Here is an 18,181-nt window from a genome sequence, read left to right on the forward strand (position 1 = left end):
TGAGTTGCTCAGCGGCTTGATTTTGTGTTGCCTTTTTCGCTGCCTCCAAAACCTGAAATTTCTACTTGACTTTTGTTTGCAGGTCTTTCCAAAGATAGAAAAACGCCCCGCGACACCCTGTCACTTGGACAGGCTGACGCAGGGCGTGAAAAGGCCGCAAGAGAGGAACCACATCTACCCCCAGATGTGGTTTCCTCCACAGACAAAATAATTTCCTCATATATAAAAGACGCAGTGATCAACTGCTCTGTTTTTTCTTTCATCGCATAACCTCATGATTCATTACCATGCCAAAAATCAAGGGCCTGAAAAGGGTGCAATTTAAACAAATTATATCATACTACTGTGCAATCGAAAAGGTGTATTTATTTTGACAGATTATATAAACGAAGTATTTACCGGAGAAAACCTCGTATAGTCATAAAGTAAAATGTAGCCTCTCCCAGCATGAAGCGGAAAGAGCTACATTTTACTTTGTAGTATGTTTTATCCTATGAAACCGACTGCAGACAGGGCCAAAAAGGAACCGACCTAAGACGCAAAAGGAGAATCTCTGGGTGCCTGTGTGGCAATCTAAGGACTCTTGGTTATGTGAATATTAAACTGTTTGTGCGGTCTTTCTTACAGAAAAAATACTGATTAAACTTTTTGTTACCCCTAGCATTTGCGGCTGATGTTTGGCCTGTAAGACAGCACAAGTTCCTCATTCAGGAAAGTGAGAAACGCCTCCGGAATCCATCTTAAAATACCACTGCACGGGTAAGCCAAAAATCATTGACAAAGATACAGAGAATCGAAATCTGCTCGCAAATTTTCTTTGTGGAAAAGAATGCTTCTTCAAATATTGCCTGTACCACTACATTAGGGATGGTCAGTATTGTCCTGTGTGACTATGTAGCCAGAAAAATAGGGAAAGATGGAGAGGGACATTCGACTTTCTTGTCTTCCGAAGCCCACGACTTCAGCTGTATGTAGTTCACTCCATCAGCTTTTAAGTTCCGTCAGATACTTGATAATGGTCTGATTTCTGTGGCACACAATTACCTCATCGCTTCGCAGGGCTGCTCGCGCATGGGTATACGAACAATCTGCATTCAGGTGCCACCTTTGCCCAGCTCATGTTGCTACACTCGCTGTTGGCTATAACATTTATAGATGACCTCATATATCACACTGGGGACAATTTGTCCCCAGTTGTGATCCAATCACGGAAAACTGTAGCTATATCATGTCCGCCTCCCAGAAATAGCCCAAAGGCTACAACACCATGTGATAGTTTTTGGTTACCTGCTACTGTCCATAATCATCACTCACGGATACCCTGAACACCATTAGGCAGCTGTGCTAGAGCAAGAACAGTCTGTTGAGGATCTCCACCTGGCCCTCTGCTTCGACTTACTCGAGACGCGTTGCTGTCCATCCTAGACTCTAAGGAGGACAACAACCTGGACAGCCTGTCCTGGACGGATAACACTTTAGCGCTGCTCAGCCAGGTATCTAGAATGGATGATTTCCAGCTTGTTTGTTTTCTTACCGTCTGATAAAATGAGAATAATTCCATGCTGGACTTTCCAAAATTAACAGCGTTTGGTTAGCGGATCCCCAAGCAGATGGTACGGGAAATCAAGATGTGCTGCCTGACGCTCCAGAGGCAACCTTGACAGGCAGATGCAGTTCCTGATAGGCAATCAGATCTTCCTATCATATGCTGTTTCTACTGGAGCTGTCCAATAGCTACATCTGGCTTCATACGACCTAAGGGGAGCACAGCTAGAGCAGCACCAACTTTTTCGAACCTGACCATCTTGGATATGGACGCCCTTTATGAGTGCATTGTGCGCTAGAACGCCGAATACGCCGTTATGGCTCCACAGGGAGAGACCCTGAAAGAGGTGGAGGCCCATACGCAGCGGCGGAAGAAGTAAAAAAGCAGATCATACAGTTAAAAGCGAAGATAAAAAGAGAAGCAATTCCGCAGACAAACGGAGATTCGGCAGGAACTTATTTACTTAGAAGAGAAATTGGAGATTTACATGGAACGGAATAACATCTTCAAACTATTGGAACAGAACTATAAATCATTCGAAAGTAATTTGTTTCGAATTGATGAGCTTTTTCAAAAACGCTACATGATAGAGCAAAATTTCGGGCAAAAAACTACATTAAAAAATTTTGTGCAACAACATTGCTTTTATAGCTGGAAAAACAGAGGGCGTTGCATCGATGTAGATGATTTTCTAAATACAATTGGCTACCCCCTTGATCCTTACGAGACAATCAATCTATATTCGTATTTAGACAGAATCGAGGGAATTTATAACCTATGGTATCTTGCAAAAAACTATCGATATTTATCTGAAAAGCCGCCTAAATTCTATATAACTTATAGCATCCTCAAAACATTACTCGACGATTGTCTCTCTGATTTTAATTACAAAGCATATTACAATTCAGAAGTTGAGCAACTCATAGTAGCTGAGGACAAACCAGAGGTAACTGCCGTTGCAGAAATCGTAGATCCTCAAACTGCCTTTGAAATTGTACGATATAATCACCACACATTGCAAGGAAACTTGGAGGCAAAAAAACGCATTCTTCTTACAATGGGAGCAGAATTAGAACCCAAAAGAAATGTTTTAAAGGGTATAAATCAGTCATTGGAGCGCAACATTTTCTTTATGCTTAATAATTTAAATCTCCGGCATAACAACTGTGCGGAGAGAGACAAGAACTATAAAAAAGCGGTAGCTTCTATGACTCCGATGGACTTGGAACATTGGTATGATGAGCTATATCAAATGATTTTGTTGGCTAATTTGGAGCTAGAAAATTCGAAGCGACTGCATGATATCGATAGTCTAAAGAATACACTTTCAAGAGAAAACCTATAGATGCACTAAAAAGAAAACTACGGGATCTGCATTTAAAGGTCCAGCAGCGAGCGCCAAAGAGAACTGTTTAGGCGTGTCATCTGAGTGATGTGACTGTCCTTTTGCCTCAATACATCCAATCCCTGTGCTTTCCAGATTCGCAGAAGAGATAGCACAATTATATTAGTAATGTAACCGCAGATACCACGGTTTTTTGCGTTTTGTCTTGGACACCATACGGTTTCAAGCCGGGATTATGCCGGTGCGGATACCATTTCAGTGCGGATGGCAAAGCAAAAAATAAAATTGCCGGGGAGGTAGGGGTATTCGGCGAAAATGCAGCCATGTACAAAAGCCTCTTTGTAGTTACAAACACAATTATCAGTTCGGCAATGGTATAGGTGCCTCGGCTGAATCATATATGGATTGGCTGATTTGACTGTCTATCAGGTATGTGTGTTGGGCATTGGGTCAGTCCTTGACTGCCTGCCGCGGTAGACCGCCCCGTAGCCCCTCTGCCGCTACGCTTTGATAATCCCAGCTCCATTGGACAATACCCATCAAGAGTTTCGGATTTTGGCTCTAAGACAGGTATTATCTACATATTACTTGCGTATTGTCAGCATATTACAAAGGCAAACCACGGCTGGAGGAAAAGGCTTGCCAGTACGACAGTGCGCATACCTGACACCAGTAGCTTTGAGATTTCAGTTTCAGCAATATGAGCCAAACACTCTGCATCCTCCCTATGGACAGAGAAGGTCTACCTCCCGTATTTCTTTTGTAGAAAAGGCCTTCCATCCAAAATATTCTTTCTGGGAAAGCCCCCATCCCCTGCTCTTAGATACACCAGACGCATTTTGCCTATTATCTACATATTATTTGCATATTTCACATATTATCTGCTTATTAGTCAAATATTACACAGATATAAAATGCAGATTGCAGAAATTGAAAAACATATTAGATGCATATTGCATATTAAAGTCATCGGGCATAGAAAGAGCCCCACCGTGTGGTAGGGCTTTCTGCGTTCTGCAATACTTTTGCTACGATTGGCTAGATGTCAAGTTACACCCTATGGTAGCGACAGCGGCATGGAGTTTGACTCTATGCCGCCATGCGGAAACGAGATGCAGAGTGTCTTTTCTACAGAGAAAATATCTGAATAGGCTTCTTTTTCGGCTAACTGTAGTCGCAAAGGCTCTGGTTTTCTCCATTCTATTTTAAGAGATATGTTGACGAGTTTTTAGGTTTGAACATATCGCATTGTGAATTGGGAATCCTGAAGAGTTTACAGAGATTCCGCCTCATAAAAAGAGAGCTAACTAGTTAGTTCTCTTTTTATTTAATATCCTCTTAAATCATGCAGCAGATCGGAAAGTTCTTGATTAAGGCCTATAAAGCCAAGAAGGTACTCTTCTGTAATCTCAAATTGCCTATTTCCATCCTTTACTCTTTCTTTTGTCGCCAATGTTTGTTCGCCAGATGCGTTTGTAATGCGATAGCTATGAATTATTCGGTTTCTCATTCGGATAATTTTGGCAAACAGTGTTTCAATTTTATCTCCACATTTTGAAGTGATGACCTCATGAACGCTTCCCTTGAGATGCCCTGATTCCAAGTCTATTAGATGATGCCAGTCGTATTTATCTAAGTCATCACATCTGAGGATATTCTCAACTATAAAGGCGTTATTTGAGTTAAAAACACAAATAGCGCTCCCTAGCAGTTCGCGGTATTGCTTAGTAGGTAGAGATTGTCTTGTATAGCTTTCGTACATCTTGATTCCCTCTTGCTTTATCTTTTAATCAAATATCCTGTACTGGTAAATTACTAAGTTCCTGAGAAGGCACCTTTGCCCAGCACTTAGTCTTGTCAAGCTCCGGGTAATAGCAGCGCCACTTGTCGTAATCCTCTTTGGAGATTTTACCCATGAGGTTCTATTTACTACATTCTTGACTGTCGTGAGGACTATCAATGGCTCGTCCCTTAATTGCCACAAACTTGTTTAATATCTGTAAAAAAATTAAAAGGCGCATTTTGATTGCCCTCCGGCCCCCCTACTTCCTCGGCGATTTTGTTTTTTTACTTTGCCGTCCGTAATGAAACCGTATCCAAACTGGCGTGATTTCGGTATCAAAGTGTATACAGATCACCAGTTCATCCCCCGGAGAATGCATTCTATCTCCTCACCAAAGCCAAGACGCTCAAAGTACTGCTGTGAAATGATAGTTCCACCTTCAAGTGATTCGCTGCGTCCGAGTTTTGCAGTATCCCACTGATAAACCGCACGGTTTTAAGCACATCTTTTCGGGTAGCAAGCAAATACCTAAACTATACAGCCTGTTCCCCTCCAATGGTAGCTTTCATTGCTTGCAGCACATCTTTGGAGGAATAGCGTTGCTCTATCAACTCGGCTTCTCGCTCTGCCTCCTGTAACTTGAAATATACTTCACCTCCGAACTGCACGTTTTCGAATGCCTCCATGCTCAAAACCACCATATCAATATATCCGTTTTTCGTCAAGAAAACAGGTTGAGCTGTTTCATGAACTGTCTTTGATATGTCTACAAAGTTATTTATCAAATCAGAAACAGGTCTAACCATATTCATAACATCAACCTCCTTGCGAGAATTTTAGCATGATTATGCTGAAATATCCAGGCGATTTATCCAAGGAGCCGTCCGTCCCCGCTTTTAGTCAATTGTCAATGACCGTCTTCGAGTGTGGTCTATGATAGTAGTTTGGTGCAAAGTTTGCCGATATCCGCCGATCACGCAGCCTCAATTTCCGGACACTAGGTAATCAGAGGGCGGTGGCTCTAGGACGGGGCGGAAACCGATGTATGAGCGCTGAGCGGATAAATAGCTAATCCTGCGAATGTGGATTGGACTGAATATCCCTCATGTGGTATGATGGTATCAATGTTAAAAGAACAGGTGTGGCTCCAAATGACAGGCGGGAAAGCAAAACAGGGAACCGACTCTCATGCTGATGTACCTGACCTTCTTGAAGCAGTATCCGGACGGAAAGATCCAGAAATTGATGTGTCCATTGCCAAGAATTACCTCTCCAAATCGAAAAGAGGGCTTCCATATGAACATTCGTCCATCTGAAGCTATTAGGCAAGATTACGATGAGATTGCAAATCTTTGCAGGGAAACTGGGAAACCTGTTTACCTGACCAAAAACGGTGAAGGTGACCTGGTGGTCATGGACATCGAAAACTTTACTCGGCGTGAAAAGATGCTCAAACTGCGGGAACAACTCCTGGCTGTTGAAGAAGACCGTTTTCATGGGGTTACAGATCACACGCTAGATGAAGTGTCGGCCTATTTGGATCGCGTGATATCGGAGGCGTGACTCATGGAAGAACAAAGTGTGTCAGACCGTTCCATGCGGATGCCGAACTGACAGAGAATACAACTATCCGGGAATTCCGGATAGTTCATGAAGTCGCATGGTGAGCCGGAAAAGGAAGCAGTTATTAAGTGTCTCTTAATAACTGCTTCTGACGGAAAGAGTTATAACACAAGCCTCCACAACGCCGGAGCGGATTACTGACTGCGTCCTGTGCTACAATCGTGTTCACCCCAAGGCTTTAGCAAGGTAAATTGTTGAACGCTTCTGAGGATGAGTTAATCACCACCCCCTGTCCGAGCCAGTGGGGATTGTTGATATCGGCTCTGTGCACCCGGAGCGGATCACTGACTGCCTCCTGTACTGCAATTATGTCTATCCTAAGACTTTAGCGAGGTAAACTATTAAACACATCTATAGATGAGTTAATCATCACCCCTGTCCGAGCCAGTAGGGATTGTTGATATTGGCTCTGTGCACCCGGAGCGGATCACTGACTGCCTCCTGTGTTTCAGGCAATCAGTCAGCTGTTGAAAGACTGCCTGGCAGACCACTGGAGTCAAGCCCTTGAGTCAAGCGTCCTAACCACCCTGTACCTGCCCTGGGAGGCCATGAGCCAAAGGCGCTGCCACACCTGCACCTGGCAAATGGACCGACCGTTCAGCACATTCCTTTTGTGCCAAAGAATCATGATCCTTGGCTGTCGGGATAAGGCTGGAAGGCATAATCTTGTCGTGAAAAGAATGCAACACCCCCTGAGCATCGCGAAAAGAGTATAATACGACTCTTTTGCGCTGCTCAGGGGAGTCCAAGACCTCATTTGATCTTGTCAGCGATGATCGACCAGCCTGCTCTCCGCCGTATTCTCGCTCCTCGGCGACCATCCTTGAGCAAGCTCCCCCGGCTCATCGCCGGCGAGAAACCCTCCTGCCTAATTTCTATTCCCGGACAGGCACACCCGGTTGACGGGAGTTCTTGGATCATCTTTCCCATGCATTCCCCCGAGCGGATTTATTGCAGCGGCTCCGCCAGACCTGATCGCGCTTCTTGATATCGAGGGCCGTGATCGCCTAAACCCCCGTTTCCGGATCCCGGAAAGAGTCTGTATGCAGCCAGCCCGCTGCGGGGGATTCGCCAGGAATTATGGGTCTCCTCCTGTACTAGCCCCTCATCTCCGTGCGCTGTCTGGCTATGTCTATTACATCCTATGCGGTTTTCCTTTTTTGTATTTCCACTTTTTGATTGTTTTATATAACAAGGGACAATTTTCTCCAATAAAAGTTGCAGAATATATTGTTATTAGATATTTTTTAAAATAATGCAAGAACTAAAATTCCTAAAAAATTTTTTTATGCGGCACAAATCCAGTGTTCATTTTTTTGTACAACAGCCAACTGTTTCACTACAAAATAGTTTCATAATATTTTATCCTAACGTTTATTTTGATATTTTTGGAAATTTAATTCAACTTTGCTTATCTCCTTGATGCATTATACAATTACCAAAACACCTATGGGTTGTCTTGCAATGAGATTGCGGAAAGTCACGAGCCAAAGATTCAACCAAATCAAATCGAGAAGTACACCCCGTCTGTCTTTTTTCTTTGTATAAAAGAATAGTCAATGTTGATAGTCAGCGTTAGCTCTACAGAATAAAAGAGTTGCAGGACACAAAACTCTCTGATAGGATAGAAAATATAAGGATTATAAACAAAGTAGCCGATAAATTACCCCAGCATCTGGACAAAGTCTGCAAGGATATCATTGCAGGCTGTTAAAAATCGCTTAGATTGTGAGTGCATCACTAATTTTGAATAGGAGCCATTGGTATGGATAAAACTGAACTTATCACAATTACAATTGATAGCGAGTTAAAGGCTCAAGTCGAAGATCTGATCAAACCAATGGGTATTAGCATCGAAGAATTGATTAACCATTTTTTCCATTGGTGTATCTATGACACAGAAAAAGCTATTGCTTATCTAAAAGCGGACCAAGAGGCACAAGCAGGACAAGCATAATTCTCCCGATCACACAAAAATAATCACGCTAACGAGACAAAACATCGGGCCCGATCAAGCGATCGAGCCCGATATTTTTCATGTTAATAATCTTGACCAACTTATTTATCGGTTGACTCTCCGTGTTTATGCGTACCATCCAGGATGAGATCCAGCCAGCAGTCACAGCAAAATACATCCCGGGCCGTGTACCCATATTTCCGAATCATCGCCTCCTCGTCCACCGGCGCCGGCCTGGGCGCCTTACCCAGCATATATAGCGCCAGCCGTCTCCCATGGCGCCAGACCTCCGGTAATGTGTATACAGCGTGGGCCGGTTTCTCTCGACCACAAATGCTGCATTGCACCTTCGGGACATCCAGACCGGCATTTTCGATTTCTTCCAGGATTTCATTCACAGTCGGATTAGTATTTCCTTCTTTTTTCATAATGATTTCCTCCTTATCCAGGTGATATCTCCTGATTACTAGCGGGTTCCTGCGTTATCCGATAGGTAGATCGTTAGCAATACGATAAAATAAGATGTCTTCCACATCACCAGAGGCAAATACTGACTGTCGCAGGGCAGACATTGCAGCCAATGCAGCCTGATGCATCTGTTTGACATGCTGTCTCGTTTCAGCTAGCGAGTCTGCAAATTGATTAAGAGTCATCTGATCCATATGGAGCAGTTTTTGGACAATTTCTTTGGCGTCGCCATGAAAATAGCAGATGGCATTGTAAAGCAGTTCCAAAGAGATTTTGGCTTTTTCATCCTCGGTCATCTGCTCATAGGTATCGACTGCATAACGGTAGCACTCAGTCATGTTAATTTCCTTTCTGCCTTACTGGACTGGATGGCTGACAGGTATCTGTAAACTGTGGGGCGGCTTACCTGTGCCAGCCTGGCCAGCTCTGTCACATTGATTTCGCCAGCTTGCAACTTGACAAAATAGCGATAAAAACTATCTGGGATACGCTCTGCCGTAATAGGAGGGCGGCCCAGCTGCTTGCCTTTAGCTTTGGCGTTAGCTACACCGCTACGCACACGGGCCCGGATCATAGAAAGCTCCAACTCCGAAAACACCGCAATCAACTGTAAAAATGCCACAGTCATTGGGTCCGGCTCAGTCGTCCGGCAGTCTATGGTGATACTCCCCAAGATTTGGAGCCTGATGCTCTTGGACTTGATAACATCTACGATCTGGCAAAACTGCTGCACTGAGCGAGACAGACGAGATGGCTCGGTGATGATGACAGTATCACCAGAGCTGACCGTGTTCCACATCATGACTTGCTGCTCTTTTGTCTCCGCATCTCCGTGCTCATACTCCATCCATATCCTGGTTGCCCCAGCTGCCTTGAGCTCCCTCACCTGCCGGTCGATGTCCTGGCGGGTCTCATTGGTTGAGCACCGGGCATAGCCATGTACAGTACCGCCGTTATCTGTAACGATAATCCCCTTTTGATTTTCCGTTCCATTTTTCACTGTTTTATCCCCCTGGGAGACCCCTATTTAGAGGCCTCCCGTGTGTAACGACAAACATGTGTTTTACGGACAGCTCTCTGCCGCTTTGCGCTTTGTCTCGATTACTTGCTCGATTACTTGCTCGATTACTTGCTCGATTTTGTCTCCAACGATCTTACATGCCAGCCGATAGATATAAGGGGTAACGCCAGCAGGGGGAGGCGTGGATGTGATCACCACAAACGCAGACATAGCCCACAGCATGGACTCGATATCAGTATGGGATACCAGAGGCCATAGGGTCTCATCGGTCCAATCAGTCAAGTCATCCTCACAGGTAACCCAGCCGAGGGTAAGTGCGTGGATCTTGGCGTAACTATCCATCCATATCATGTACACTCCTCCTGGGCCGTATCGGCACCAATGCACTGCTTGGACTTGTCCCCTGACTCCCCCTGGGCAGGTACTGGGTATATCGCCCGCATCTTGTCGTGCATATCACTCATCAATCCGTCAAGGCGATCTTTAAGTTCCAAGTACTCCATTACGGTGTTAAGTCCGTCCTCCACACACAGGGTATACATGGCTGCAACTGCTGCCGCCCCGTCCCCCATAGCAATCATGTGCGGACTCTCATCGACCGACAGACACATAGTCTCTGCGATGCCCTCTGCCGCTTTCAGCTGATCTTTTTTTTCGCATTTTTCTCTGACTTCTTTCAAAATCTTTCGATACTTGTCCATACTTAGGCCTCCGTTGAACCTTGAGGAGGGAATTTTCGCAGCATATTATCCTGCAGATGATCGATCAGATTCATCAAGCGGGTCTTGATGTCCTGGTAATGATCAACGGTATTGATATTGTGACTGGTACACAGGATGTACAGCGCTATCAATGCACCTACGCCATCTTCTAATCCCGTTATATAGGTGGCGTCATCTACTAAACTGCACAATGTTGGCATCATGCGCCCAATCTCCTGCTCGCGTTCTTTTTCGTCTGTTTCCAACACTTCTTTAAGGATTCGCCGGTGCTGTTTCATTCGCATTTTAATTCCTCCTAATTGTTTTTCAAAACATCCAAGATGATTGTTCGCACGAACACAGCAAGCTGTGTGTTGCCGTTTTCTTTCGCTGCTTGTGCGATAAGATCATACTCATTGTCTGTTAGCAACAACCGGATACACCGGTTGCGCTCCTGCCGGATCTGCCGCCAAAAGGGCTGTACCTTGTACTTTTGAGCAAGGGAGTCCAGCTGCCCGGGCTGTATGCCCATCTTTGCGGCCAGATCATTTTTGCCATATACAATGCCGGTCTCCTTATAACGCAGCAACTGCTCCAGCAGAGGATCCGCAGCATCGAGCCTTGGGCCAAATAGCGCCTCTGCATCCATTCCAACCATCACAGCGAGTAGTGCATACCGCTCTGGTGATGATAGCTTCCAATTTATGAGCCGTGATAGTACGGCGGCAGACAAGCTGGCAAAGTACTGCTCATAGATTTGCGTACCGTAATACTCTCTTGCTGCTTGCTGGATTTTAACAACACTCAGGGTCTGATACTTGCTGATCTTGTCCGCCCCATATCCTGCGTTGATCAATGCGGTATGCAGATTGTTGTATCCAACCGTTGGGGCATACTCTCCGCATACCAGCGCAGTCAGCATATCAGTCAGCGACTCCATCCATGGGGCTTTTCCTCTGTGTTCAGCTTTTTGGTGGCGTACAGATACGAGCGGGAGAAACATCTCCGATAGCCGTGTAAACTTGGCAGGCACAACAACAAGCGGCACTTGGTGCATCGGGCAAATGGGGAGCAGGGGAATTTGATGTACCCGGTGCCAAAATGGCTCTCCGTATTTTTCTGTATCCAAGAGATAACAGGTGGGACAGTACTTGAGCCCCTCCGTGCCATCCGGCATCTGTGCCCGCACGCTGGTAATCCCTGATCCACGGCCAGCCCGTAATGCCTCCCATACCTGCTGCTTCTTGTCTGCAGCAAAAAAACGGGTATAGTACGGCAGCAGAGTATAATTGGCCAATACATCATCGATCGACAGCACCCCTGGTGGTAAATTGGATAAGATGGCGGCGCAGTCGCCACCTGGGATAAGCCTGCCATGCACCATGGGGCGGTCACTGTATAGCTCGTTGATAGTAGTTGCGTACTTGCTGTGGCCACTGCGTACATGGTAACGGCAAAGTACCGAGTACCACCATTCATCTGGGTACGGGGACGGAAAATAGGTCAGCATCGGCATAAAACCAACCGATGTACAAGCGCATCAGGGGCCCCGTGCATCTTTGGGATATGCATGGTAATCAACCTCCAAGCACCCATGCTCTTTGAGATGAACCTCAATATCTACTCCATTGTTGTACGCAACGAGCAGATCCCCATCGTCCCGCTGTGCCGCCTTGCGACCACGCTTGTTTGCATATTGCCTTGGTACTTCTTCCTGGTCTGGCGGTGGTTCTGGCACTTGTGCCCCAATTTCAAAGTCCGAAATGTGGGTGCCCGCTACATGAGTCCGTGGAACCTTGATGGCCAGCAACTCTACCGCTTGCTGAATGGTTTTTTCGTCGACACAGCTGCGCCCCTGAAGGAGGGCCCAGTCCTGAGCTTCTGTGAATATCTTGAGAATATAGGCCGGAATACCGCCACTGCAATCGTATAGCTTATTGCCGATGGATGTGGTTAGTTCTGCCATCTGTACTGTGTACTGATAGGGCCATATCTTGTTCAAAAAATCGAGATATGCTCCGTCCGGCCGAAATGGAGCCAGTCGGATGCCTCTGGTACGCCTTTTGAGATGCTCCTGACTTATAAAGAGCTCCTCAGCCAACGGTGTACCTACAAAATAGATGGAGGTCATAGTCTCGTTTGTGAGCTCAACCAGATATCGGAGCAGAGGCTTTTCCTGCCGATTTTTTCTGGCCGTTGTGACCGCATTTTGAATCTCATCAATCACCAACAACCCTACATGGTGGTTAGTAAGCAGGATTTTTGTCTGCACTGCAATGGCGGATGCAGATGCCGATCGCAGCCCCTGCGTTGATTGCAGGTATTTTGCGCCGATAGCCCGATCAAGTGCGGCCATAATCCCAAATCCAAGCGTCTTGACCGAGCAGTCACTCGGACATTCAACATGGAGCCACAGTATCTGCTTACAGAACAAGGGCTGCCCCTGGTACTCCACATGCTCGATCACCTGTGGCATCGTGGATAGACATCGGCGCACGGTGGCCGTCTTGCCGCACCCTGGAACCCCTAAGATTGACCCGCTGTCTGCCTGCGTGGCATAGTTGGTGCTCTGGCCGCAGTAGTAGGCGTTGATTGCCCTGGTCGACTCTACCACATCGGCCGTACGGTATGTCGTGGCGATTGCCCGGTATAGCGTGTCATAGATGGCGTACTGGTACGGCATCGGCACATAGAGCGATGGCAGAGACGGCAGCAGCCCCCGGCGCTCCTCAGGCGACATCTGAGCCAGATCATGGGGGATAGGTGGGTAACTTGCGATGACCCGGGCAAATTGCTCCGGTGAGAGCATGTCGGGCATGGCGTCCAGGTATGGGTTGCCTGATGAGCCCTCATAGATGGCGCTGGCCGCATGGCCAGCTGGATACTTGCTCATGTCAGTTGCCCCCTTTCTGTGAGCTTGTCCTGTTTGATTTGCTCTCCATCGACTCGCTGTATTGTCTCCCTGTGACTATCTGCGTGCTCAATGATGGCTCGGATGGCCTGGGTGGCGGCAATACTTGATGCTGTCTCTTTTGCACGGGCCGCTCCCCTGTTCTTCTTGGCTGCTTTATGTGCTTTTTCCCATTCAATTTCGGAAAGCGGCTGGCCAATCCCAATTGCATGACATGGACAGATCCAGTCAGCCAAGATGATATGGATACGGCGCAGGTCTGCCGGGTCATAGGCAACCGTATAGCTGTCTCCAATGGTCAACCCATCTGCATCATCCGGGGCGTACCACATGCGATTGATCCGGAGGCCCTTACGGGTCAGCTTGGCGGTATCCCGTGGCAGCGTCTGTATGTGCAGCTCCTGAGGATCCACCGCCATCAATCGGGGTGATAGCTCCGTCCATCTTTCTGCTGGAGTCTTGCCATCGACAAGTCTCCCGCTGTTTAGGTACAGTACAGAGTGGATTACAACCCGTGCAAAATCATCAAGGTCAAGGGTTGCCTGCGTGCGGTAGTCGGTAGCCCATCGCTCTTGTGCGTCATCCTCGATTACGCCACGGCCCCGCAGCATAGGCTTGTATCTTTGCTGCAGCAGATCAATCGTTTTTTCGACGGCCCCCTTGCAGTCCGGCCGAAATGGCGGTAAGGTCAGTACTTCCAGACCATACCGGCGGCATAGTTCCGACATTCTGGGACCGAAAAACTCACGCCCCTTGTCAGTGATGATCTCAGACGGCATACCCACCGATGGCCATTGCTCCGGTGTGATTTCAATACCGTAACGGGTACAATACTCCACTTTGTCAGATGCTGCTTGGGCGATACAAGCCATCACCGCAGTTTCATCGCAGTCAAATCCGATATAGACACCGGCGATTAGGTGGGTGGCTGTGTCTACCGCCAAGTAGATATATGGCCTGCCCACCACGATGGATCGATCCTGCCTGGACACCAGATAGATGTCCGCCTGTGTGGCATCCATCTGATAGCTCCCAGGCTGTGCCCTCCATCCGGCAGAGGATCCCCATGCAGGTCGATAATCTCTCTGGTATTTGGTAAGGCCATCCCGGGCAATGATTTTTTGAGGATCACGATGAAACCCGTGTCCATAGTAGTAGTGCCGGAATTGAGACCATGTCGGAGCATCGCTATCTATCTCTCCATCAGGTCCCACATAATCCTCCAGCAGCATCATCTCATAAGCGGATCTTAGGGATAGCCGTTTGGCACCAAAATAGTACCGCCGGATCGCTCGCTCTATCATCTGATTGCTTTTGCTGGCCTGCCGTGTCCGCTTTTGCGTGAGTCGTCCTGTGGCAAGATACCGGTAGTACAGCCGCAGGATGCGGCGTGTCGTGGTCTTGTGTTGCTGTGCAACCTCTGCCGCCATCTGGTAACGCAAGGACTTGTCCGAGATACAATCAGTGCAATCAAGCAACGGTTGGATCATCTTCAGGCGGGCCACCTGAGCCGGGGTGTTAATCTGTTCTGTCATCCAGCTATCCGGCGCTGGTACACGCTCATATCTGTGTAGGTCGGCCTCAAAAAATGGTGGAGAGGGGCCGTTACAGTCAGTCAGCCAGCAACCGGCCGGAGTCTCAAGCAAAACTCGATATATGGCGCCCAATCGTTTCACAAAGCGCAGTGGTCTATCCATCTACGATCACCACCATCCACTCCGTATCGGTCGCCGCCCAGTACCTGCGAGATAGCTCCAGGCGCTCTACATGGGCCTTTTTCTTCAACTGTCCTCGCTGCACTAGCTCTCTTACGCCTTTGTGTCCAGCAGCGTACCGGATGACAAAGTCGGTAGCCCACCCGGTCTGTAGGTAGTCCGTGCGTATGCCCGCCCGTGATATGCGGCCCATGATGTCGGCATCCAGAGGACAACCTACCTGATAACTCTGCACCCACGCTTGCTCCTCCAACCATCGTGCGTAATTCCTCGCCCACTTACTGTGCAGGCATACGATATCTCCGTTCTTGTTACTGTAAAATCGGATGTCTCGTGTGCGCTCACCTAAGCGTTCCATACGACACCCCTCCCCAAAAAGTTTGTTTCCCCAGTGGCTTATATCTCCATCAGTTTTCTATATCAGCAAATTTTTATCTTAATTTTTTGAATTAACTCAAAATTTTGATGATGGGACGGAATTAGCTCAAAATTTTGCGTCCAAAAATTGAATTAAATCAAAAATTTGATGATATTACCCGCAAATTTTTCATTTAATTCAAATTTCGCTGTCAATTTTTTGAGTTAATTGCCATTTTCCTTAGATACCATGTGGTCATCCCACTCCAACCTGGTCGTTTATCCAACCATTTTGACCACCAGCTACTCGCCCAATCTCTTTCTCAAAAAATTCTAAATTAGTTCTAAATCAAGCCAAAAACCGGGCTTAAAACAGAAAATAAATAAAAAAAGAGCCCGGGGAAACGAATTTCCTCGGACTCTTTTGTGAGTCATTATTTAGGGACAATGTGCTTGTTTGCGGGGGGACAAGTACACAATTACTTGCCCAGCTGCTTGGCGATCTCCTCAGCGAAGTTCTCCTGCTTCTTCTCGATGCCCTCGCCCTTCTCAAAGCGGACGGCGTCCTTGAAGGTAATCGTGCCGCCCAGGCTCTTGGCACTCTGCGCCACATACTGCTCCACGGTCACAGAGCCGTCCTTCACGAAATCCTGCTGGAGCAGGCAGTTCTCCTCATAGAACTTGTTCAGCTTACCCATGACGATCTTCTCGCGGACCTGCTCGGGCTTGGAGGCCATCTTGGGATCATTGGCCATCTGGACCATCATGATCTTCTTCTCCTCGTCCAGAGTGGCCTGGTCCACCTGGCTCTTATCCCAGAAACGGGGATTCAGCGCGGCGATCTGCATAGCCACGTCCTTACCGACGGTCTCCACCTGCTCGGCGGACAGGTTGGTCTCCAGGTTGACCAGCACGCCGATCTTGCCGCCGGCGTGGTTATAGGGCACGGAAACGCCCTCGGTATAGAAGTGGAAACGGCGGACCTTGATATTCTCGCCGATAACCAGCACCATCTCCTGCTGCTGCTCGGTGACGGTCATCTCGGTGCCGTTGTACTTGCAGGCCATCAGAGCATCCAGGTCAGCGGGCTTATTGACGGCCACGGTGGCAGCCACGCCCTTGACAAAGTCCACGAACTTCTCGTTCTTGGCCACGAAGTCAGTCTCGGCGTTGACCTCAACAGCCACGCCCACACCGTCGATAACAGCGGCGTAAGCCATGCCCTCAGCGGCGATGCGGCCAGCCTTCTTCTGGGAAGCGGCCAGGCCCTTCTCACGCAGGAACTCCACAGCCTTGTCCATATCGCCGTCGGAAGCGGTCAGAGCCTTCTTGCAGTCCATCATGCCAACACCGGTCATCTCGCGCAGAGCCTGCACGTCTTTTGCGGTAAAAGCCATAGTAAGTTACCTCCACATTTGTAAAATTGTAAAGTCAATATGAAGAGCGCCCGCCCGCCTGGGCGGGCGCTCCAAAGTCCGCATTATTCGGAACCGGCTTACTCAGCCGCGGTCTCCTCGGCCTTCTCCTCAGGGGCATCCTGACCCTGCTTGCCCTCCATGATGGCGTTGGCCATAACGGAAGAGATGAGCTTGATGGCACGGATTGCGTCGTCATTGCCGGGGATGACATAGTCGATCTCGTCGGGATCGCAGTTGGTATCCACAATGGCCACGATAGGAATGTTCAGCTTGCGGGCCTCGTTGATGGCGTTGCGCTCCTTGCGGGGGTCGACCACGAACAGAGCGCCGGGGAGCTTCTTCATCTCCACAACGCCGCCCAGGTACTTCTCCAGCTTGGCGATCTCGCCCATATGCTTCATGACTTCCTTCTTGGGGAGCATGTCGAAGGTGCCGTCCTCCTGCATCTTCTTCAGCTGGTTGAGACGGTCCACGCGGCCGCGCATGGTCTTGAAGTTGGTGAGCATGCCGCCCAGCCAGCGGGCATTCACATAGTAACCGCCGCAGCGGCCGGCCTCTTCCTTAATGGCCTCCTGCGCCTGCTTCTTAGTGCCCACGAAGAGCAGAGTCTGGCCGTTCTGAGCCAGATCGCGGACGAAGTTGTAGGCTTCCTCCAGCTTCTTCACGGTCTTCTGCAGGTCGATAATGTAGATGCCGTTACGCTCGGTGTAGATGTAAGCGGCCATCTTGGGATTCCAGCGGCGGGTCTGGTGACCAAAGTGGACACCGGCCTCCAGGAGCTGCTTCATAGATACGACTGCCATAGTTTTATTTCCTCCTTTATAGTTATTACCTCCACCAGTTCATCCGGAGCCCGCCAGCCCATGGGGCACAAGGCGCTCCGTCACAACGGTGTGCGTAATACTGCGCTTTTACACAGCTAGAGTATTTTATCATAGGGTTGTGCGGAATGCAAGTATGATTTCCAGTTTTATTTTATAAAATGCAGATTTTACAGGTTTTTTTCCTTTCTCTCCCTTTCTCTGCCCCGGCGGCGTTCCTGCCGGCCGGGTTCCAGGGCGCCGGACTCTACCAAAATAATATCCTCTCCAAATCTCCGTACCGATTCCCAGGGAAAGATCCGGTCCTCCTCCCTCCCCAGCAGGCCGAACAGGCGCAGGCGCCCAGGCACCACCAGGGCGCAGATCTGTCCGCTGTCCAGCTCTACCTCCACATCTCCCACATAACCATACCGGCAGCCGTTGGTCACGTTGATAATCTCCTTGCACCGCAAATCGGCAATTCTGCTCTTCATGGCTGTTCCCCCATTTTCAAATCGCGGAATATGATATATAAT

Annotated in this window: 18 protein-coding genes; 3 read left to right on the forward strand and 15 right to left on the reverse strand. The window is 48.1% G+C overall.

All coding sequences use genetic code 11. The features are described 5' to 3' along the window. Positions 1 to 8: 8 nt before the first annotated feature. Complete coding sequence (locus Q0K06_RS04030; protein ID WP_294548879.1) at positions 9 to 263, reverse strand: hypothetical protein; 255 nt, start codon at positions 261 to 263, stop codon at positions 9 to 11. 1,770 nt (positions 264 to 2,033) lie between these two features. On the opposite strand from Q0K06_RS04030, the gene Q0K06_RS04035 reads away from it, so the two are divergent. Beyond that, positions 2,034 to 2,891 carry a hypothetical protein gene (locus Q0K06_RS04035; RefSeq protein ID WP_294548880.1) on the forward strand — a complete coding sequence of 286 codons (858 nt, stop codon included), beginning with the start codon at positions 2,034 to 2,036 and terminating at the stop codon, positions 2,889 to 2,891. A gap of 1,327 nt (positions 2,892 to 4,218) precedes the next feature. On the opposite strand, the gene Q0K06_RS04040 is transcribed toward Q0K06_RS04035, so the two are convergent. After that, positions 4,219 to 4,653, reverse strand: a complete 435-nt coding sequence (locus Q0K06_RS04040; RefSeq protein WP_148316764.1) for a selenium binding protein — start codon at positions 4,651 to 4,653, stop codon at positions 4,219 to 4,221. 554 nt (positions 4,654 to 5,207) lie between these two features. Further along, positions 5,208 to 5,486: a type II toxin-antitoxin system Phd/YefM family antitoxin gene (locus tag Q0K06_RS04045; RefSeq protein ID WP_294548918.1), complete on the reverse strand. Its 279-nt coding sequence runs from the start codon at positions 5,484 to 5,486 to the stop codon at positions 5,208 to 5,210. Positions 5,487 to 5,970: 484 nt separating this feature from the next. Here Q0K06_RS04045 and Q0K06_RS04050 point away from each other — a divergent pair, with 484 nt between their 5' ends. Then, positions 5,971 to 6,237 (forward strand): type II toxin-antitoxin system prevent-host-death family antitoxin, encoded by a 267-nt coding sequence (locus Q0K06_RS04050; RefSeq protein WP_294549069.1) that lies wholly within the window; start codon positions 5,971 to 5,973, stop codon positions 6,235 to 6,237. A 1,825-nt stretch (positions 6,238 to 8,062) separates the two neighbouring features. After that, positions 8,063 to 8,254, forward strand: coding sequence for a hypothetical protein (locus tag Q0K06_RS04055; protein WP_294548920.1), 192 nt, complete (start codon positions 8,063 to 8,065; stop codon positions 8,252 to 8,254). Between the two features lie 101 nt (positions 8,255 to 8,355). On the opposite strand, the gene Q0K06_RS04060 is transcribed toward Q0K06_RS04055, so the two are convergent. The 12 genes from Q0K06_RS04060 to Q0K06_RS04115 form a co-directional block, all read right to left on the reverse strand. Next, positions 8,356 to 8,682: a hypothetical protein gene (locus tag Q0K06_RS04060; RefSeq protein WP_294548922.1), complete on the reverse strand. Its 327-nt coding sequence runs from the start codon at positions 8,680 to 8,682 to the stop codon at positions 8,356 to 8,358. Between the two features lie 54 nt (positions 8,683 to 8,736). After that, positions 8,737 to 9,060 (reverse strand): hypothetical protein, encoded by a 324-nt coding sequence (locus tag Q0K06_RS04065; protein WP_294548924.1) that lies wholly within the window; start codon positions 9,058 to 9,060, stop codon positions 8,737 to 8,739. Then, complete coding sequence (locus Q0K06_RS04070; protein WP_294548926.1) at positions 9,057 to 9,722, reverse strand: recombinase family protein; 666 nt, start codon at positions 9,720 to 9,722, stop codon at positions 9,057 to 9,059. Before Q0K06_RS04070 ends, Q0K06_RS04065 begins: the two co-directional genes overlap by 4 nt. A gap of 63 nt (positions 9,723 to 9,785) precedes the next feature. Next, complete coding sequence (locus Q0K06_RS04075) at positions 9,786 to 10,094, reverse strand: hypothetical protein (protein ID WP_294548929.1); 309 nt, start codon at positions 10,092 to 10,094, stop codon at positions 9,786 to 9,788. Further along, positions 10,091 to 10,444 (reverse strand): hypothetical protein, encoded by a 354-nt coding sequence (locus tag Q0K06_RS04080; RefSeq protein WP_294548931.1) that lies wholly within the window; start codon positions 10,442 to 10,444, stop codon positions 10,091 to 10,093. Before Q0K06_RS04080 ends, Q0K06_RS04075 begins: the two co-directional genes overlap by 4 nt. A gap of 2 nt (positions 10,445 to 10,446) precedes the next feature. Continuing rightward, positions 10,447 to 10,749 (reverse strand): hypothetical protein, encoded by a 303-nt coding sequence (locus tag Q0K06_RS04085; RefSeq protein WP_040647668.1) that lies wholly within the window; start codon positions 10,747 to 10,749, stop codon positions 10,447 to 10,449. An 11-nt stretch (positions 10,750 to 10,760) separates the two neighbouring features. Next, entirely contained in the window at positions 10,761 to 11,960 is a 1,200-nt protein-coding gene (locus Q0K06_RS04090; protein WP_083870454.1) for a TniQ family protein, read from the reverse strand. Between the two features lie 24 nt (positions 11,961 to 11,984). After that, positions 11,985 to 13,337: an ATP-binding protein gene (locus Q0K06_RS04095; protein WP_294548936.1), complete on the reverse strand. Its 1,353-nt coding sequence runs from the start codon at positions 13,335 to 13,337 to the stop codon at positions 11,985 to 11,987. Beyond that, a complete protein-coding gene (locus Q0K06_RS04100; RefSeq protein WP_294548938.1) occupies positions 13,334 to 14,890 on the reverse strand; it encodes a transposase family protein in 1,557 nt (518 codons plus the stop codon). Before Q0K06_RS04100 ends, Q0K06_RS04095 begins: the two co-directional genes overlap by 4 nt. A 1,016-nt stretch (positions 14,891 to 15,906) precedes the next feature. Further along, entirely contained in the window at positions 15,907 to 16,824 is a 918-nt protein-coding gene (tsf, locus tag Q0K06_RS04105; RefSeq protein WP_294548940.1) for a translation elongation factor Ts, read from the reverse strand. Positions 16,825 to 16,922: 98 nt separating this feature from the next. Further along, positions 16,923 to 17,648: a 30S ribosomal protein S2 gene (gene rpsB / locus Q0K06_RS04110; protein WP_294548942.1), complete on the reverse strand. Its 726-nt coding sequence runs from the start codon at positions 17,646 to 17,648 to the stop codon at positions 16,923 to 16,925. A gap of 188 nt (positions 17,649 to 17,836) precedes the next feature. Next, positions 17,837 to 18,139 carry a YlmC/YmxH family sporulation protein gene (locus Q0K06_RS04115; RefSeq protein WP_294548944.1) on the reverse strand — a complete coding sequence of 101 codons (303 nt, stop codon included), beginning with the start codon at positions 18,137 to 18,139 and terminating at the stop codon, positions 17,837 to 17,839. Between the last annotated feature and the right edge of the window lie 42 nt (positions 18,140 to 18,181).

Source organism: uncultured Pseudoflavonifractor sp. (genome assembly GCF_944387805.1).
In the GTDB taxonomy this organism is placed as follows: Bacteria; Bacillota; Clostridia; order Oscillospirales; family Oscillospiraceae; genus Pseudoflavonifractor.

Coding starts and splice junctions, on each gene's coding strand:
- Q0K06_RS04100 (WP_294548938.1), bottom strand. CDS start 14,890: ATGACAGAACAGATTAACACCCCGGCTCAGGTGGCCCGCCTGAAGATG.
- Q0K06_RS04035 (WP_294548880.1), top strand. CDS start 2,034: ATGGAACGGAATAACATCTTCAAACTATTGGAACAGAACTATAAATCA.
- Q0K06_RS04050 (WP_294549069.1), top strand. CDS start 5,971: ATGAACATTCGTCCATCTGAAGCTATTAGGCAAGATTACGATGAGATT.
- Q0K06_RS04075 (WP_294548929.1), bottom strand. CDS start 10,094: ATGATATGGATGGATAGTTACGCCAAGATCCACGCACTTACCCTCGGC.
- Q0K06_RS04045 (WP_294548918.1), bottom strand. CDS start 5,486: ATGAATATGGTTAGACCTGTTTCTGATTTGATAAATAACTTTGTAGAC.
- Q0K06_RS04085 (WP_040647668.1), bottom strand. CDS start 10,749: ATGCGAATGAAACAGCACCGGCGAATCCTTAAAGAAGTGTTGGAAACA.
- Q0K06_RS04055 (WP_294548920.1), top strand. CDS start 8,063: ATGGATAAAACTGAACTTATCACAATTACAATTGATAGCGAGTTAAAG.
- Q0K06_RS04095 (WP_294548936.1), bottom strand. CDS start 13,337: ATGAGCAAGTATCCAGCTGGCCATGCGGCCAGCGCCATCTATGAGGGC.
- Q0K06_RS04115 (WP_294548944.1), bottom strand. CDS start 18,139: ATGAAGAGCAGAATTGCCGATTTGCGGTGCAAGGAGATTATCAACGTG.
- tsf (WP_294548940.1), bottom strand. CDS start 16,824: ATGGCTTTTACCGCAAAAGACGTGCAGGCTCTGCGCGAGATGACCGGT.
- rpsB (WP_294548942.1), bottom strand. CDS start 17,648: ATGGCAGTCGTATCTATGAAGCAGCTCCTGGAGGCCGGTGTCCACTTT.
- Q0K06_RS04030 (WP_294548879.1), bottom strand. CDS start 263: ATGAAAGAAAAAACAGAGCAGTTGATCACTGCGTCTTTTATATATGAG.
- Q0K06_RS04065 (WP_294548924.1), bottom strand. CDS start 9,060: ATGACTGAGTGCTACCGTTATGCAGTCGATACCTATGAGCAGATGACC.
- Q0K06_RS04060 (WP_294548922.1), bottom strand. CDS start 8,682: ATGAAAAAAGAAGGAAATACTAATCCGACTGTGAATGAAATCCTGGAA.
- Q0K06_RS04090 (WP_083870454.1), bottom strand. CDS start 11,960: ATGCCGATGCTGACCTATTTTCCGTCCCCGTACCCAGATGAATGGTGG.
- Q0K06_RS04040 (WP_148316764.1), bottom strand. CDS start 4,653: ATGTACGAAAGCTATACAAGACAATCTCTACCTACTAAGCAATACCGC.
- Q0K06_RS04080 (WP_294548931.1), bottom strand. CDS start 10,444: ATGGACAAGTATCGAAAGATTTTGAAAGAAGTCAGAGAAAAATGCGAA.